Genomic DNA, 14,057 nt, shown 5'->3' with positions numbered 1-14,057 from the left:
TTCCCGGGTGACGATCATGAGCGCCAAAAGACTTCCTCTGTCCCAGCCGAATTTGTTCCTCGCGTTCTGCAAGAGCGTGGGGCTGCTCGGTGCGGCGGCGAGTCTGCAGACCCTGCCGGATATCGACCCTTCGCGCCTGCCGCCGGGGACGCCGGTGGAACATGCGCGGCTGGCGCTGGCGGACGGGCTGGTGTCGGGGTACCTGAAGCATACGAAGGGCGGGGTGAACGATAATGATCCGGCGGCGATCACTCACGCGGTCGAGGAGCTGGCGATTGTCTGGGGCCGCCTGCCGCAGCGGATTATCGACCGGCCGCAGGATGCGTTGCGCCGCGGGCCTGCCGATCCCGACATGAATTAGGCCTGCGCCGCTTCTTATCCGCGGCTGAGGGGCGCGGCCAAAAAAACAGATGACAGGGGGGGATTTATTGGGTAGGTTTCCTCCACTTTTTGCGGGTTTTCATGCCCCCTGCGGGCTGCCGTAGCTCAGTGGTAGAGCGCGTCATTGGTAATGACGAGGTCCCGAGTTCAATCCTCGGCGGCAGCACCAGTTGATAATATTAATCAAGAACAGTTTTATCATTAATAAGCTGCTCAAATAGACATGGCTCTGGCGTGTTTTTTTTCATACTTTCCCACATATATTCATTATCCCAAGACATATAATTTGGGCCGAATAAATATTCTGAAAGCGGCAGGTAAAGTTGGGATGATAATAGATATGGATCAAGCGCACGGTCCAACTCTTCGGAAGGGTGATGGGACCGAAGAGCCCAATAAGCCTCAATAAGCGGGCGCAGATGATGTGCAACGAACTCTTCGTTAAATTCTGCTCGCATACGGGCACTTTCTTCTAGTGCATTATCATGACGGTCTATAAAAAGTTGCGATTCTTTATCACTTTGTTTTTTCATAATTTTTTGAATATTAGCGAGATGGGTAACAGTTTCTTTTTTTGTTCTTTTCTGCGATTTCTTTGAGGGCGGTGAAGAGGTTAAATCTTGAAAAGCTATTCTAAAAAACTTATCAACATCGGGAAATAAAATCGTCTTATGATCCCCTTTAGTTTCAGGGCGACTATGAAAAATTATTCTATATTCTGATTGGGAAGTATATTTTTGCGCCTTTAGGAATGGGTCTGCTTGAATTGGTGCAGACCATGGATCATTTAATTGCCCTGAATATTTAACCGCACCATGCTCCATCTTCGTAAAAAACTCTTGCAGAGGCTTTTCATCAACTTTACCTTTTGACCATAAACACTCACATAGGCCTTCAATATCAAGTATTTCTAGGCAACCATTGTATGCATACTGGGGTCTTGTAGTATCACACATGATTGATTTTAAATTTTCTAAAACTCCTACTGAAAAAGAGAATATGTAACAGTGTGCATAACTGATGATTTTTACTCCATCTTTAACAATAAATGACGATCCAGGGGAAATGTTTGCTATGCGGTTATCCTCCAACATTTGGAGAGTTTTTGGGTCGCTGTTGCTTGGTGTGATGGACAATGGCCCAGTATCTCCCACGGCAGTAGCTTCCGCTTTGTCGCCTATCCATTCATCTCCGGAAACAAGTTCCAAAAGGCGGTAATATCTTGCATTCCCCACGCGCAAGCAGCCTTCCAGCATAGAAGGAATCCACTTACTGTCCATAAATCTAAAGTACCCCATGGGAGTTACCCTATCACAGTTCAGTGAAGGCGGCAGCACCAGCGAAAAATCCTAGGATTGCACCAGCGCTAAAGTCGGCGCCCGGTCGTAACCCTGTTGCAGCCGTCTTGAGAAGTCCCGCAGCGTCAGAGAAGCCAGTTGTTCGTCGAGAACAGAAATGCCTTTCGGTATGCGGAAGTCGTTCGTCAGCGGGGGCTGTTGGCTATAGGCCTTGATCTCCTCGATCATTTCGGGTGTAAGGACGTCTTCGTTGTCTTCTGACGCCAGGTATCTGATTTTTTCTATAAAATTGCTCGGAAATCCGCCTTCCCCGGGATCGTCCACACAGGCGGCGAGGATCATCTTCATCATGGTTTCAAGCTTGTCGCGGCTTTCATTGACCACTGTATTCAGGGGGGTGTTGCCGCGGGGGTCGTAATTGTCAACATACTGTCCTACGATCCGTACTTCCATGGCGGCGGCGGCTCTGGCTGTCTCCTCCCAAACCCGGCTTATATAAAGGATGTGTTCCTTTGTATCCGGTGCGGCGTTCGCGACGGCGTCGGAGAGTCCTTCCATCATTTCTGTAAACATATCCCGCATGATACCCGCGTCCCTTTGTTTGTTTGTGTTCCTATTTTAGCTATTTTCGGGGAGAGAAGGCAAAGTATTCCGAATGTTATTGGAATATAAGTGGTTTTTTAGACAAACCTTGCTTTTTTACACTTTTTCCCCTTATTTTCTCTGCATGAAAGATGCATTCAAACAACAGGCGACCTCTCTTTACCTGCAGCTCAGGGATTTGTCCGCCGACGGCGATTGGCGGTTCGATCTGGAACGGGCCTTTTCGGCGCGGCAGTTTAATGCGCCGCAGCTGCAGGCCATCGGGGCGGCGGCTACGCCGACCTGCCTGTCCAATATCACCGATGGCAAGGGCCGGACCGTTCCCCTGTCCCTTTCCTATAACCTGACGCACGCCTTTACCGATCCGGTCCGCAACTCCGCCCAGAGCATCCAGATTCTGGGCGACGACCTGATCGACGTGAAGGCCGATTTCTCTCTTGGCGTTCTGGTCCGTGCCCGTTATGCGCTGCGCGATATCGTGCAGAATTATCCGCTGCTTTTGGGCAAGGAAATGCCGCCTTCGGTTGGCGAGATCATCACCACTTACCGGACCGAGGTTCTGCCGCAGGTGGACGGGCTGATCGACGATCTGGCCCGCAAGACGGGCATCGACCCCGGCACAATCGCCGAGGCGCAGCATTGGCAGCATTTGCGTGCCCTGCCGCCGGAGGTTTTTTAATGTTTTTTCCTGAAAGGCCGATTCATGCCGATGGCGTCTGATCTTCGGGAACAGGTCTATGATCTTGCGCGGGAGATGTACCGCCTGACCGAGGGCGATGCGTGGCTTGAAGATCTTGAGGTCACACTTTCCGTGCGGGATTTTACCGAACCGCAGATCGCGGCCATGAAGGCGGCAGCCTCGCCGACCTGCCTGCAGGCGTTTAACGCTCTCTCGAATAATGGGGCGGTGGCCGAGCCTGCGGATGCGCTCTCGCAAATTCTGACCCATGCCTTGCGCGATCCGGTTTTAAAGGCGGCTAAAACCTTTGAGTTTTTCGGGGAAGGCAAGCTTGATTCCGATGATCCCGATTTCGTGCTGACCCTGCTCGCGCAGGTGCAGACGATGCTGCGGGAGGTCGTGCATAATTATCCCTTGTTGCTGCAGGAGGATATGCCGGGTAACGTGCAGAAAATCCTGGACGGGTTCGCGCAGGATATCCTGCCCCGTCTCGATCGTCTGGTTTCAGACGTCTCCGCGCTAAGCCCGCTCGATCCGAACCAGATTCCCCCCGGCCGGGGATGGGAGCATCTTCATACCCTGCCGCCGGAGGCGTTCTAGGAGGCTGTCCTATGCCTCAACTCAGAGGTGCTTTGGCGGGGGGCGCATATATTTTACGGTCACGGAGATGCTCCAGACCAGAGTGATCCCCACGAAACCCAGCACCAGCCAGAGGATATAGGCGTCCATCGCGATCGGCCCCGGCGTGAGGTTTTTCTGGATGGCATATTGCCCTACGACCAGAGAAAGAAGTCCGGCGAGGCCGCCGATCAAGGCCATTCCGCCCGTTATGGTCCGAATCGTTTCGTCGCGGTTTTCCGGGGACAGCCAGTGGTCCTTGTTGGGGATGTTCATATATTGCGGGCTTTTTTGCAGAACACAGCCGATGACCAGAAACATCCCCATCACCAGAAAGGTGACGCCGAGATAAATGGCAAAAAACACCTCGCGGGAGGCCCAGCCGTTGGGTTTTCCCTGACTGTCAAAATGCTGCGCGACCGTTTCCGGCAGCAGGGGGTAGTAGTACAGGCTCTGCGCGATCAAAGAGGCGAAGATCACCGAAAAAATTCCAAACATCCTTTTCATTTTTTACACCATATAAAAAAGTGCACGTGTGTATTACTATATATATTTTACATAAGTTTGATCAAATGAAATAGGCTTTTGCCTTACAAAAAAGCGACTTGTTCAGGGAAGCCGTTATCTGAAAAGGTAAGTCTTATTCAGGTAACGTCGATACCCTCCGGCTAGGGGTGGGATCATCCGTGTGCCCCGCCATCGGTGGTTAATAAATTTGTTTTCTAGATCGCCAGGGCGGGTATAGTGTGTGGGCGCTCCTCGTTCGGCTGACTTGACGTTTCGTGGGGTTGTGGGGTTGAGGTCGTAAACGCTCCCTCAGGGAGGTTTCTTTCCAGTGCGGCTTTAAAGTCTTTTAGTTGAAACGGTTTGGGCAGGACTTCGGTTACGCCGTTTTGCAAAGCCTGTTGCTTAATTCCCTGAAAATCGAAGCCTGCTGTCAGCAAGATTACGGGAGTTGAAAGGTGCCCGTGTTCGGAGCGAATGGCTGCGGTCATTTCCGATCCGTTCATACCGGGGGGCATATTGTAGTCGCTCAGGATAATATCATATGGCGGGTGTCCGTTGTGTTGTATTGCGCCGAGGGCTTCGTTGGCGTTGTTTGCGACCACGATATTCAAATCCTCGGCCTTCAACATCCTTCTAAGGTTAAATTCAATAAGGGTGGCGATGTCGGGTTCGTCGTCAACAATCAGGACGTTTAGTCTGTTCAGCATGGAGCCTCCCGTGATTATTATCGGTTATGTTCTCCAAGCCCTGCAAAGTTACCTGTCTTTACGAAAAAGTGCAAGAATTTCGGGTTTTCATGTTTCGTTATATGTGGCGTCAAATAATTCCGGTGAATTCCTGATTGTGAGCAAGACCCTATCAAATAAGGGGTTGAGAAATTTGGCGGGGAGTCATAGCCTGTCTTGGTTGGGGCTTTTGAGACTGTTTTGCCATTGGGCTCAGAACGAGGAGAAGTAAAGCTATGAAAATTATCGGTCTACTGGGCGGGACGAGCTGGCCTTCGACGCCGCTCTATTACTCCTATCTGAACGAACTGGTCGCGGCGAAGATGGGCGGGCATCACAGTGCGCGGATTATTCTCTACAGTATCGACTATCATGCCATCAAATCCCGCTACACCGAACCGGGCGGGTGGGACGAGATTCCCGATCTTTTGCGCGAGGAGCTTCTGACTCTGGACCGGATGGGACCGGATTGTATTCTGATCTGCAACAACACGTTGCATAAAGCCTACGATATGGTTGCGGATAAAGGGATTGCGCTGGGGGCGCACGTCGTTCATCTGGTCGTGGCCACGGCGCGGGAGGCGCAAGCGCGGGATTATAAAAAACTTTTGCTCCTCGGGACAAAATTTACGATGGAAGACGGGTTTTTTGCCAAGCGACTCAGGTTTTTCGGACTGGATGTTGATATTCCTTCTGAGGATGATCGGGCCGCCATTCAGGAGATGCAAACGGCGATTTCCGCAGGGCGGATGGATCCTGCATTCCGGGGCCGATTTAAGGAGATGCTTTCGCGTTATTCCGGTTATGACGGGCTGGTGCTCGGCTGCACGGAGCTGCCGCTGGTGATTACCGCAGACGAGACCTCTATCCCGATCCTCAATCCGATCCATATCCAGTGCGCGGAGGCGGTGAAGTACGCGTTTTCCAGCGGGCCGAAGCGCGGGGCGATCAACTGATTTACTTTTTTGCCGTCAGACGTTTTCGAAGAGTTTCTTGTTCACACCGCATTTGCCGCCGGAGGGGGCGGGGGACTCCTTTACTCCCGGTGCCATTTTTTCGAGGAACTTGTAGAGCGGAGAGCCCTTAAACTCCTCCACATCCTCGGGGTAGGGGATGTAGACCCCATCCGGCACGGTCTTCATGTCCTCGGAGAGGTATTGTTCGATGGCGTTGTCGGGGACTTCCGTGGGGTCGGCGTGGACGGTTGCCGAACCTAAAAATGATGCGGCATTCAGTATCGACAAACCAAATAAAATCTGAGCCCAGCGCATGGGTTTCTCTATTTAAAAAGCACTCCCATCAGAATAAATCATTCGTCCGACATATGCCAATAATCTTGTCGTAGGCTATTGTAACTCTTTGCTGTCGCTCTTGTTTTTTTGTTCTATAGGCTTTTCGCTTGCGGTCCCTCCGTCGAGAAGGTCAAGCATATCGGTGACTGTCGGCTTGTTTTTTTTTCGTTTTTCATGCTCTCCGATTTCATCGCGAATCAAAGCATCGTCAATCTCATCCAGAACAACAATCTCTCTATTTATGGGTCTTATTGCCGTTTTTACCCTGAATATTTCGGAGGCTTTCACTGTCACATCCGTGCGAATCAATTGTATCGACTGCTCGATTTCGGCCGCCTCCAGCCAGCCCTTGGTCATGTTGAAGAAGTGCTTTCCTTTGTACTCGCAGATGAAAGTTTTTTGCTCGTCGTCGTCATTCAGCTTCAGTTTTCTGTCTGTATATATATTTGCATCATTGAATCTTTTGATAAACCGTCTCTTTGCAAAGTCCCCCTCCTGGTACTCGGTCAGAACTTTTTCGACAATCCTGTAATTCATTTCCGCTATCATGTCGCCGTCTTTTGTTTTTGTTATGCTCTCGAGGGTTATAGAGATATTTTCCTCTCTTTCCTTGATTTTACGGTTGTAGAGATTCAGGCACAGTTCGTCCTCCCCAAAGATATTGAGGCGAGAAAGGCCGCTTTTTTTCTCCTGAAGGAGAGTATCTTCTGGTAAACGGAGGTACATATTCAATGAGAGGAATCTGTTGAAGTCTGGAGCTTCTTTTGAGCCTTTCGGACCCATTTCAAATTTTGAGAGTTCTATTCCGCTTCTGGTCTCAAACATAGATTTCAGGGCATCCTGACCGTAAAAACTATCATTAAGATCAGGAAAGGAAGAGAAGGACGTGTTGCCAGAAACCAGTTGTAATTCAAAAGTCTCCTTATCCTTCTTGTTGACGACTATGAAGGATTCATTCTTTACGCTTAGGGTGACTGGGCTTCCTTTTGACAGGCGTGATTCGTCCAGTCCAAACAAATCCTTCTTTAATATCGCAGTTCCCTGAATTTGTATGCTGTAGGTTTTTTTTTTGGTTCCGACGAGTTTCCATTTCAAATAATCTGAATCCGAACTCCAGTCACAACCTGCGAGTACGTTCATTGCCATAATTAAAGTTATTAACTGATTGTATCTTGTTGTGCGTTTCATACGCACATCCTCCCGCTTTTTTGCTGTTGGGGCCAGATTAGACGATCGGCGGGTCTCAATACAATAGGCAGAGTGTTAAAACCACTGAAAATTAAGGTTTTTCAGGGATTTCCCTCACGGTTTCGTAGGGGGCCGGACCCTCCTGCGCGACGAGGTCGAGGGCGTTGAAATCCTCAGGAACCGCGCCGTTGCAGTTGACAGGGCGCTTGAGGAGGTCAGGCCATTTCTCCACCCAGCCGTCTTCATGCTCGTTTTCCTGTATTAATTCATAGCGGACGCAGCGGGTGGGGGGGAGCGCCTGAAAATAGCCGTGAAGCACCGAGGGGGGCACCTGGGCATCCTGTCCGCCGATGAAGTGGTATTGTGGCAGGTTGGAAAGTGTTGCCGCTTTGAGGGCCGGGTTCTGGGCGTTTTTTGTGCGCGGCCAGCCGTGGGCGTCGTTATAGGCGTCGGTATCCATAATCCCCGCCACCGTTCGGAGGGACAGGATATCCTTGCGGCTTGCCGCGAGGTTGGCGGCAATCGTGGCGCCGCCGTCATAGCCGATCAGGTGGAAGCCTCTCACATTATAGCGCTTCGCGATTTCATCCAGGGCGGCGTTCATGGCCTCGAGCGATGTCGGGGCGTAAGCTTGTTCGCCTGAGAGGGTGCATTCCTCGTCGTCTTTGATCAGGCCGCTATACTGGCAGGGTTGGGCGAGATAGATGATGTTATCCGTCTTGTCCTTGGTGGCGAGGTGAAGGGCGGTGGGGTATTCGGGCGTTGGGCCATTGCCCTCGATGTAGACATTTACGGTCGAATTGTAATCGTGGATACGCTCATAGGCGGTCAGGAGGTAGCTGCCCGCCGGGATTTCACGGCGGATCATCCAGGCCGGGGCGGCGACGCGCTGGGCCAGTTCGGTTTTTACAAGCGGGCGCGAGGTTTCGCAGGCCGTCAGAAGCGCGAGGGTGGCCAGGCACAGTTTTACGGAAGGGGAGCGCAACAGGGGGATTTTTTTCATGAGGGCGACCGCGGAAGAAAGACTTGAGTGAACACATTAAAGAACCACAAGGCGAAAACCGCATGGCGGAATCAGGTTATCACGGGACTGAAAGGAAATCACGCCTTTGACCGAAGTTTTCAACAGCGGTGCGGCTGATTTTCTTAGGTGGCGATGATTGAAGCGAGACCCGAGAGAATGATCAGGGCGGTGGCGGCCATAATGCGTTTGCACAGGGCGGGACTGCCTAGCAAACCGGTGAAGGCGCATTTGACGATTGTGTTGCTCAGGGAGGCGATGACTATGGCGTTTACGGCGGTGTGCGCGCTGCCGCCTTTCTGCGCGTATTCCGCCATTGAGAGGGTCAGGGCGTCCACATCCGAAAGTCCGACGAGCGCCGCGACGGCGTAGAGTCCGGTGGTGGGGAAGTAGGTTTGTGTCATTTTAACCAGCAGGAGGACTAATGCGAATAAAGCGCCGAACTTGACGGCCGAGGTGAGGCTGAACGGGTTGATGACGTCCACCTCGCTTGCGGGGGCCGCGCCCTTTCCTTTACCAGCGGCGGCTCTTGCGTAGAGGATTGCGACTCCGGCCAATGTGGCGAGGGTCATCACGGCATAGGGGGCGATCAGCATCGGCAGGAGGGTGCGGTTTACCACGGCAACCTCGACCAGAACCCGGATAAACATGATCGTCCACGAGAGGAGAATTCCGGCGGCCAGAATATCGTCCGTCCCCGCTTTTCTTTCCTCAATGCTGCGGCGGGCAAAGGCCAGCGTTACAGCGGTCGATGAAGCGAGTCCGCCCGCCAGACCCGTCAGCAGGGTTCCATGCGTATCGCCCAGCCAGCGCACGGCGACGTATCCCGCCAGAGAGAGGCCGGAAATAAAGATCACCAGCAGCCAGAGCTTGTAGGGGTTCAGCGCCTGCCAAGGATCGACAGGGGCATCGGGCAGGAACGGCAGGACGATGAAGGTGGCGATCAACAACTTGAGCGCGGCGTAGATATCGTCTCTGCCGAGCTTTGCGACAAAGGCGTGCATGGGCTGCTTGAAGGCCAGAATGGCCGAGGTGGAGATGGCCAGTGCGACTGCCAGCGAAGCGTATCCGAATATGACCGCGCCGCCGAGGAGGGTTACGGTCAGGGCCGCAACCTCGGTCGTCAGGCCCACGGAATCGCGGCTGGAGCGGTTCTCCTGTATGTATCCGGCGATAATGATGCCTGTGACGGCTAAAAGCACCGCAATAAACGGCCATGGTGACATCAGATGTCGGGCGAACAGGGCACCCAACGCCCCGGCCAGCGCAAACAGCATGAAGGTCCGCAGGCCCGCGAAAGAGTGTTCAGGTTCGACGGCTTTGCTTTTTTCACGCTCGATCCCCACCAGCGCCCCGATAAGGAGCGCGATGAGAAAATTCTGTGCGACGGTTATTTCTATTTCCGGCATTATCTCAGGATACTAGCGGAATTCCTTATCCGGTTTCCACCCTTCTTTCCAGTTTTCGAGGGTGACGATTTCGGCGGATTTGCCGTTGTCGTGGAACCACGAATCCACGGCGTAGGCGGTCTGGGTTTGCCTGTCGGTCATCACGGCGGTCTGGTGCGGCCAGCGTCCGGCGTGGATGAGCGGGAAGCGTGTGTCGGGACCGCCCACGTCATGGAAATTCAGCAACCCTCTTTCTTTCAGGAGGAGGAGGTAGGAGGTCGTATTCGTGCTTTCGTCCACGCAGTCGAGCTGGCCCTGGCCGATCCTGCGGAAGGTTCCGGCAACATCCGTCTGCGTTCCCGTGCGCGGGCCGATCAGACGTTCGAGATATCCTATTGTTTGTTTTATTTTTTCGCGTTCCTCGGCGGCGCTTAGGGCGGTTGGGCCGAAGGCGGTCTCTATCCCGGCCCAGTCCTGCGGGTCGAGGGTGAGCGGGGTCAGGCGTTTGCAGCCGTACTGGGAGCAGTGCGTAAAGTGACTGTCCGCCGGGGCGGCGATTTTTTTTTCCTTATAGTAATCCAGCGGCGGGGGCAAAGTTTGGGTCGCGCAGGCCGACAGAGTCAGGAATGAGGCAAGAAACACAAATCTTTGAGCGCTCATGCTAATCATTTTTATTAAGATTCATATTTAGAGTCAGTTCGACGGGCGTGTGGTCGGAGGCCTTTTCCCAACCCCGGGGGAGGCGGTTAATCACGCAGGATTGCAGGCGGTCGGCCATGGCGGGGGAGAGCAGGAAATGGTCGATGCGGATGCCGTTATCCTTCTGCCACGCGCCGGCCTGATAATCCCAGAAGGTATATTGGTGCGCCCGCGTATCGAAAACGCGGAAGGCATCGTAGAGTCCCATATTTTCCAACGTCCTGAGCGCCTGTCTTGATTCGAGACGGAAGAGGGCGTCATCCTGCCATGCTTTCGGGTCGAAGCAGTCTTTCTCATCGGGGATGATGTTGAAATCGCCGCCGATGACGAAGTTCTGGTCATTGGAGACGTGTTCGCGCAGGCGGGCGGTCAGGCGCTTCATCCAGCGCAGCTTGTAGTCGTATTTGTCCCCCGGCGCGGGGTTGCCGTTCGGGGCGTAAATGTTGATGAGCCGCAGGCCGTTGATGTCGGCCTCGATATAGCGGGATTGCGCGTCCGCCTCGCCGCCGGGCAGGCGCTCCGCGATCACGGCGATCTCATGTTTTGAGAGGATGGCGACGCCGTTATAGGCCTTCTGGCCGACGGCGCGTCCTTTGTAGCCGAGATTCTCGAACTCCTGCGCGGGGAAGTTTTCGGTTTTTATTTCCTGAAGCATCAGCACGTCCGGCGCGGACTCCCGCAGGTAGCGCTTGACGTGTTCAAGGCGCACGTTGATCGAGTTGACGTTCCAGGTGACAATTTTCATGGGGGGAAGGATAGCAGCTTGGTGCGGGAGGGCAAGATGCGTATTTACTTCCCGATTGCCAGCATCAGGTAAGTCGCCCAGCCGCCCGCGCCGAGCCAGAGGATGACGGGGATCAGGACGGTGCCCGAATCAATGCGCTTGAGCAGCAGAATATTTACCCACAGGATCAGGCCGATGCCACCGATCACGCACGGACCCGCCAAGGCATAAAGCCCTGCCTTCACGCCGTAGGCCTTGGCAAAGTAAAAGCCCGTCATCACCGGACCGCTCAGGACATACAGCCAGCGCATGATGAAAATGAGGGGATACAGCCACATGGACTTTCCGATCAGTTGTTCCGTCGGATGAAATATGATCAGAGATCCGGCAATGACGATGCTAAAGATAAAAAGCAGCTTGAAGGTCAGGCTCAATTTGGCTCTGGTCGGGTTCAGATGCACTTGGCGGATGAAGCCCACGGTATAATTCCCCTCAATAAAATTGCTGAAACAGTATATTCTGTTCAAATCATTTAAAGTAATACAGCCATCGTACCATGAAAAATCTTAAGAAAATCGTACCTGAAGAGCAAGATTTGAGGTCTTTGGCGGCGTTTTACTGCACAGCTTTTCACGCTCCGGAACGGGGGGAAGTCTGGACAGAGGCGCGGGCGCACGATTTCCTGCGTGACCGGGTGCTGGACGCCTCCATTTTCGCGGTTCTGGAGGGCGAAGGCGGGGCGCTGGCGGGGTTTTGCTGCGGCGGGCCGTACGGGCGGAGCTTCCTGACGCGGGAGCTGGGGCTGGAACTGCCGCGCTATTTTATTCTGTCTGCCGTCGCGGTCGATGCGCCTTTGCGCGGGCGCGGGCTGGGGCGGGCGATGGTGGAGGCGTTCTGCGGCCTAGCGGCGGCGGAGGACGGGTATAAGGGTTTTCTCACGATCTGTGGGGCGGGGAACGAGCCGATGCTGCGGGTTCTGCACCATGCGGGGTTCGGGGAGTTGGGGCGTTATGAAGAGGATCAGGGCGGGGTGATAGCGGAGCGGGTGGTGTTAAGGAAGGGGCTGGTTTTTTGAAATGAAATCAGGGATTTTTTCTTGTTGAAATATAAGTTTTTTGTTATTTTCCCTATCAATATAAATCTTGTGATTTTAGGGGGTTAATGATGGGAAAAAAGACTTTTGCTGCGGCGACCGGAGCTGGTCTTCTTGTTGTCTTCGGAGCGCCCTTGGCGTACCACACGCGGGATGTTCATTTTTATCCTGAGGATACCTGCAGTATCACTGAACAGGCTGATGGCAAACACCTGCGGGTCATAGACACGAGAATGAAAGAGATTGCGGACATTCGCCTTGTTCAAAATGACGGCGGTGCGTTGGTTGGGCAGGGGGCCGTCTATGGCGATGAATTTCAGGTTCAAGTTGCTGCTGCGGATAGTGAAGCTGTTTTTATTCACAAACATGGTCCTGAAAAACTGTGGCTTGGACGGGATGTTGTTCATGTTGCCCGCAGCGATAGCAACTCCTCCGAGAGTGTTCCTGAGCCGCATTTTTAAGATGTTGAGACGCAGGTAAAGCCAGAGATATTTTTATGGCGAGGTATGCCGGGTTCGGCGTGACGGCGGAGCAGGTAGTTTTTTGAGTTTTTCTCTAAAACGATTTCAAGCCTTGATAGGGGTTAAGACGATCTCATGCGAACTGCGCGGGGGCTGTCAAGAGGAACCATTTGCTTGGAGCCACAGGATCTGCATTTTTTTGCAGTTTTACCACGCCAAATCATATAAATCAGTCCGGGGATAATGTATGCTATTAGCAATAGAAAAGTAATTAGGCTTGAGCCTGGTTTTTCGCCATCTGCAATCTTTTCGCAATTTGTACAAAACATAACGTATGGACGATAATGAGCTTTTTTTGCAGAAAGGCCACAGTCAGGGCAGCTTTTGAAGCTGCTTCCAAACAAGCAGTTGCATTGTCTGCATTGTAGGTATTTTGTCATAAATCCCACACACGTTGAATGAATTATTTATACAATTTTTTTACAATCTCATAGCCTTAATATTATGCACGATAGAAATCAATCAAGGTCACTTTAATCTTAAGTAATGTTTACGCTTCATGCTCCGGGTTGGTGACGTTGACGGAAATTTTTTCATAATTTTTCGGCGCGGTGTAATGGTCTTCGTTGACGTAATAGTTGGTCGCGCAGCCGGAGAGAAAAAATGAAAACACAACAAGGGTTAGAAGTGTGTTTTTCATTTTTTAGATCACCGAAAAGGACGTCCCGCAGCCGCAGCCGGAGACGGCGTTCGGGTTTTCGATCTTAAATTCCGAGCCGATGAGTCCCTGATCGAAGCGGACGGTCGAGCCGGCGAGGAAGGGCAGGGAGATGGCATCCGTCACCACCGCGTCGGCGAAGATTGTGTCGTCCTTGCCCGCCTTGTCGGTCAGTTCCATCTTATACATAAAGCCGGAGCAGCCGCCGCCATCGACGGTGATGCGGAGCTTGAGGGCGGTCTTGCCCTGCTGGGTGCGGAGTTCGTTTATGCGCTTTACGGCGGTGTCGTCGATGTTTAGGGTCATGTGAGCATTATAGGCTATTTTTCTTTAATTTTCAGCAATTCGAACAGCGACAATTTTTATTCCTGTGCTTAATTCTTGGGGTTCGCCGATAACGATTGAGCCTGTTTCAAATTGCCAAACTTCATCGTGATCGCACTCGGAGAGTATCCGAAATCGTGAATCTCCGAGCTTTTCAGCTGATACCGGGCGATAAACGGGCGTTCCTTCATTAAGCATCTGAACATAAATCGTAAGACTACTCATGACTAAAGCTGCTTTACGGCGGAGTTGTCGATGTTTAGGGTCATAGTGGCTATTATAACGCTTTGATATGCTTAGGGGCAAGGTAGATAGATGGGAGTCTTCAGCGCCAGAAA

Annotated in this window: 20 protein-coding genes and 1 tRNA gene; 7 read left to right on the top strand and 14 right to left on the bottom strand. The window is 52.5% G+C overall.

Translation table 11 applies throughout. The features are described from left to right. Positions 1-16 precede the first annotated feature (16 nt). Together IPN28_11710 and IPN28_11705 are read left to right on the top strand one after the other, a co-directional pair. Entirely contained in the window at positions 17-361 is a 345-nt protein-coding gene (locus IPN28_11710; GenBank protein ID QQS56911.1) for a hypothetical protein, read from the top strand. A 114-nt stretch (positions 362-475) separates the two neighbouring features. Beyond that, positions 476-550, top strand: a tRNA-Thr gene (locus IPN28_11705). A 10-nt stretch (positions 551-560) separates the two neighbouring features. Here the strand turns inward: IPN28_11705 and IPN28_11700 are convergent. Together IPN28_11700 and IPN28_11695 are read right to left on the bottom strand one after the other, a co-directional pair. Beyond that, the gene (locus IPN28_11700) at positions 561-1,661 is read right to left on the bottom strand and encodes a hypothetical protein (protein ID QQS56910.1); all 1,101 of its coding nucleotides are present in this window, start codon (positions 1,659-1,661) and stop codon (positions 561-563) included. A 69-nt stretch (positions 1,662-1,730) separates the two neighbouring features. Further along, positions 1,731-2,261, bottom strand: a complete 531-nt coding sequence (locus IPN28_11695) for a hypothetical protein (GenBank protein QQS56909.1) — start codon at positions 2,259-2,261, stop codon at positions 1,731-1,733. A gap of 145 nt (positions 2,262-2,406) precedes the next feature. Between IPN28_11695 and IPN28_11690 the strand changes: the two genes are divergently transcribed. Together IPN28_11690 and IPN28_11685 are read left to right on the top strand one after the other, a co-directional pair. Then, positions 2,407-2,961 carry a hypothetical protein gene (locus IPN28_11690; GenBank protein QQS56908.1) on the top strand — a complete coding sequence of 185 codons (555 nt, stop codon included), beginning with the start codon at positions 2,407-2,409 and terminating at the stop codon, positions 2,959-2,961. A 24-nt stretch (positions 2,962-2,985) separates the two neighbouring features. Next, entirely contained in the window at positions 2,986-3,561 is a 576-nt protein-coding gene (locus IPN28_11685; GenBank protein QQS56907.1) for a hypothetical protein, read from the top strand. Positions 3,562-3,582: 21 nt separating this feature from the next. Here the strand turns inward: IPN28_11685 and IPN28_11680 are convergent, their stop codons facing one another. Together IPN28_11680 and IPN28_11675 are read right to left on the bottom strand one after the other, a co-directional pair. Further along, on the bottom strand, positions 3,583-4,086 hold the full coding sequence (locus IPN28_11680) for a DUF1648 domain-containing protein (protein ID QQS56906.1): 504 nt from the start codon (positions 4,084-4,086) through the stop codon (positions 3,583-3,585). Positions 4,087-4,301: 215 nt separating this feature from the next. Then, entirely contained in the window at positions 4,302-4,793 is a 492-nt protein-coding gene (locus IPN28_11675) for a response regulator (protein QQS56905.1), read from the bottom strand. 254 nt (positions 4,794-5,047) lie between these two features. Here IPN28_11675 and IPN28_11670 point away from each other — a divergent pair, with 254 nt between their 5' ends. Then, the gene (locus IPN28_11670) at positions 5,048-5,767 is read left to right on the top strand and encodes an amino acid racemase (GenBank protein ID QQS56904.1); all 720 of its coding nucleotides are present in this window, start codon (positions 5,048-5,050) and stop codon (positions 5,765-5,767) included. A gap of 15 nt (positions 5,768-5,782) precedes the next feature. On the opposite strand, the gene IPN28_11665 is transcribed toward IPN28_11670, so the two are convergent. The 7 genes from IPN28_11665 to IPN28_11635 form a co-directional block, all read right to left on the bottom strand. Next, positions 5,783-6,082, bottom strand: a complete 300-nt coding sequence (locus IPN28_11665) for a hypothetical protein (protein ID QQS56903.1) — start codon at positions 6,080-6,082, stop codon at positions 5,783-5,785. Positions 6,083-6,157: 75 nt separating this feature from the next. Then, positions 6,158-7,291 (bottom strand): hypothetical protein, encoded by a 1,134-nt coding sequence (locus tag IPN28_11660; GenBank protein QQS56902.1) that lies wholly within the window; start codon positions 7,289-7,291, stop codon positions 6,158-6,160. A gap of 91 nt (positions 7,292-7,382) precedes the next feature. Beyond that, positions 7,383-8,294, bottom strand: coding sequence for a hypothetical protein (locus tag IPN28_11655; protein QQS56901.1), 912 nt, complete (start codon positions 8,292-8,294; stop codon positions 7,383-7,385). A gap of 143 nt (positions 8,295-8,437) precedes the next feature. Then, the gene (locus IPN28_11650) at positions 8,438-9,721 is read right to left on the bottom strand and encodes an MgtC/SapB family protein (protein QQS56900.1); all 1,284 of its coding nucleotides are present in this window, start codon (positions 9,719-9,721) and stop codon (positions 8,438-8,440) included. Between the two features lie 12 nt (positions 9,722-9,733). Beyond that, positions 9,734-10,360: a hypothetical protein gene (locus IPN28_11645; protein QQS56899.1), complete on the bottom strand. Its 627-nt coding sequence runs from the start codon at positions 10,358-10,360 to the stop codon at positions 9,734-9,736. Position 10,361: 1 nt separating this feature from the next. Then, positions 10,362-11,144: an exodeoxyribonuclease III gene (gene xth / locus IPN28_11640; GenBank protein ID QQS56898.1), complete on the bottom strand. Its 783-nt coding sequence runs from the start codon at positions 11,142-11,144 to the stop codon at positions 10,362-10,364. A 44-nt stretch (positions 11,145-11,188) separates the two neighbouring features. Next, positions 11,189-11,602: a hypothetical protein gene (locus IPN28_11635; protein QQS56897.1), complete on the bottom strand. Its 414-nt coding sequence runs from the start codon at positions 11,600-11,602 to the stop codon at positions 11,189-11,191. Positions 11,603-11,679: 77 nt separating this feature from the next. On the opposite strand from IPN28_11635, the gene IPN28_11630 reads away from it, so the two are divergent. Continuing rightward, on the top strand, positions 11,680-12,198 hold the full coding sequence (locus IPN28_11630) for a GNAT family N-acetyltransferase (GenBank protein ID QQS56896.1): 519 nt from the start codon (positions 11,680-11,682) through the stop codon (positions 12,196-12,198). Positions 12,199-12,287: 89 nt separating this feature from the next. Next, positions 12,288-12,677: a hypothetical protein gene (locus IPN28_11625; GenBank protein ID QQS56895.1), complete on the top strand. Its 390-nt coding sequence runs from the start codon at positions 12,288-12,290 to the stop codon at positions 12,675-12,677. 550 nt (positions 12,678-13,227) lie between these two features. On the opposite strand, the gene IPN28_11620 is transcribed toward IPN28_11625, so the two are convergent. From IPN28_11620 to IPN28_11610, 3 genes are read right to left on the bottom strand one after another with little or no spacing between them, the layout of a single operon-like run. Further along, the gene (locus tag IPN28_11620) at positions 13,228-13,377 is read right to left on the bottom strand and encodes a hypothetical protein (GenBank protein ID QQS56894.1); all 150 of its coding nucleotides are present in this window, start codon (positions 13,375-13,377) and stop codon (positions 13,228-13,230) included. A gap of 3 nt (positions 13,378-13,380) precedes the next feature. After that, positions 13,381-13,701: an iron-sulfur cluster assembly accessory protein gene (locus tag IPN28_11615; GenBank protein QQS56893.1), complete on the bottom strand. Its 321-nt coding sequence runs from the start codon at positions 13,699-13,701 to the stop codon at positions 13,381-13,383. A 24-nt stretch (positions 13,702-13,725) separates the two neighbouring features. Then, entirely contained in the window at positions 13,726-13,944 is a 219-nt protein-coding gene (locus IPN28_11610) for a hypothetical protein (GenBank protein QQS56892.1), read from the bottom strand. Positions 13,945-14,057: the final 113 nt, after the last annotated feature.

Source organism: Alphaproteobacteria bacterium, assembly GCA_016699735.1.
In the GTDB taxonomy this organism is placed as follows: Bacteria; Pseudomonadota; Alphaproteobacteria; order Micavibrionales; family Micavibrionaceae; genus JAGNKE01.
This window is presented reverse-complemented; position numbering and strand designations above follow the sequence as displayed.

What these genes read in the sequence shown, in the direction of transcription:
- IPN28_11710 (QQS56911.1), top strand. Translation starts at nt 17, where the DNA reads ATGAGCGCCAAAAGACTTCCTCTGTCCCAGCCGAATTTGTTCCTCGCG.
- IPN28_11700 (QQS56910.1), bottom strand. Translation starts at nt 1,661, where the DNA reads ATGGACAGTAAGTGGATTCCTTCTATGCTGGAAGGCTGCTTGCGCGTG.
- IPN28_11695 (QQS56909.1), bottom strand. Translation starts at nt 2,261, where the DNA reads ATGCGGGATATGTTTACAGAAATGATGGAAGGACTCTCCGACGCCGTC.
- IPN28_11690 (QQS56908.1), top strand. Translation starts at nt 2,407, where the DNA reads ATGAAAGATGCATTCAAACAACAGGCGACCTCTCTTTACCTGCAGCTC.
- IPN28_11685 (QQS56907.1), top strand. Translation starts at nt 2,986, where the DNA reads ATGCCGATGGCGTCTGATCTTCGGGAACAGGTCTATGATCTTGCGCGG.
- IPN28_11680 (QQS56906.1), bottom strand. Translation starts at nt 4,086, where the DNA reads ATGAAAAGGATGTTTGGAATTTTTTCGGTGATCTTCGCCTCTTTGATC.
- IPN28_11675 (QQS56905.1), bottom strand. Translation starts at nt 4,793, where the DNA reads ATGCTGAACAGACTAAACGTCCTGATTGTTGACGACGAACCCGACATC.
- IPN28_11670 (QQS56904.1), top strand. Translation starts at nt 5,048, where the DNA reads ATGAAAATTATCGGTCTACTGGGCGGGACGAGCTGGCCTTCGACGCCG.
- IPN28_11665 (QQS56903.1), bottom strand. Translation starts at nt 6,082, where the DNA reads ATGCGCTGGGCTCAGATTTTATTTGGTTTGTCGATACTGAATGCCGCA.
- IPN28_11660 (QQS56902.1), bottom strand. Translation starts at nt 7,291, where the DNA reads ATGAAACGCACAACAAGATACAATCAGTTAATAACTTTAATTATGGCA.
- IPN28_11655 (QQS56901.1), bottom strand. Translation starts at nt 8,294, where the DNA reads ATGAAAAAAATCCCCCTGTTGCGCTCCCCTTCCGTAAAACTGTGCCTG.
- IPN28_11650 (QQS56900.1), bottom strand. Translation starts at nt 9,721, where the DNA reads ATGCCGGAAATAGAAATAACCGTCGCACAGAATTTTCTCATCGCGCTC.
- IPN28_11645 (QQS56899.1), bottom strand. Translation starts at nt 10,360, where the DNA reads ATGAGCGCTCAAAGATTTGTGTTTCTTGCCTCATTCCTGACTCTGTCG.
- xth (QQS56898.1), bottom strand. Translation starts at nt 11,144, where the DNA reads ATGAAAATTGTCACCTGGAACGTCAACTCGATCAACGTGCGCCTTGAA.
- IPN28_11630 (QQS56896.1), top strand. Translation starts at nt 11,680, where the DNA reads ATGAAAAATCTTAAGAAAATCGTACCTGAAGAGCAAGATTTGAGGTCT.
- IPN28_11625 (QQS56895.1), top strand. Translation starts at nt 12,288, where the DNA reads ATGGGAAAAAAGACTTTTGCTGCGGCGACCGGAGCTGGTCTTCTTGTT.
- IPN28_11620 (QQS56894.1), bottom strand. Translation starts at nt 13,377, where the DNA reads ATGAAAAACACACTTCTAACCCTTGTTGTGTTTTCATTTTTTCTCTCC.
- IPN28_11615 (QQS56893.1), bottom strand. Translation starts at nt 13,701, where the DNA reads ATGACCCTAAACATCGACGACACCGCCGTAAAGCGCATAAACGAACTC.
- IPN28_11610 (QQS56892.1), bottom strand. Translation starts at nt 13,944, where the DNA reads ATGAGTAGTCTTACGATTTATGTTCAGATGCTTAATGAAGGAACGCCC.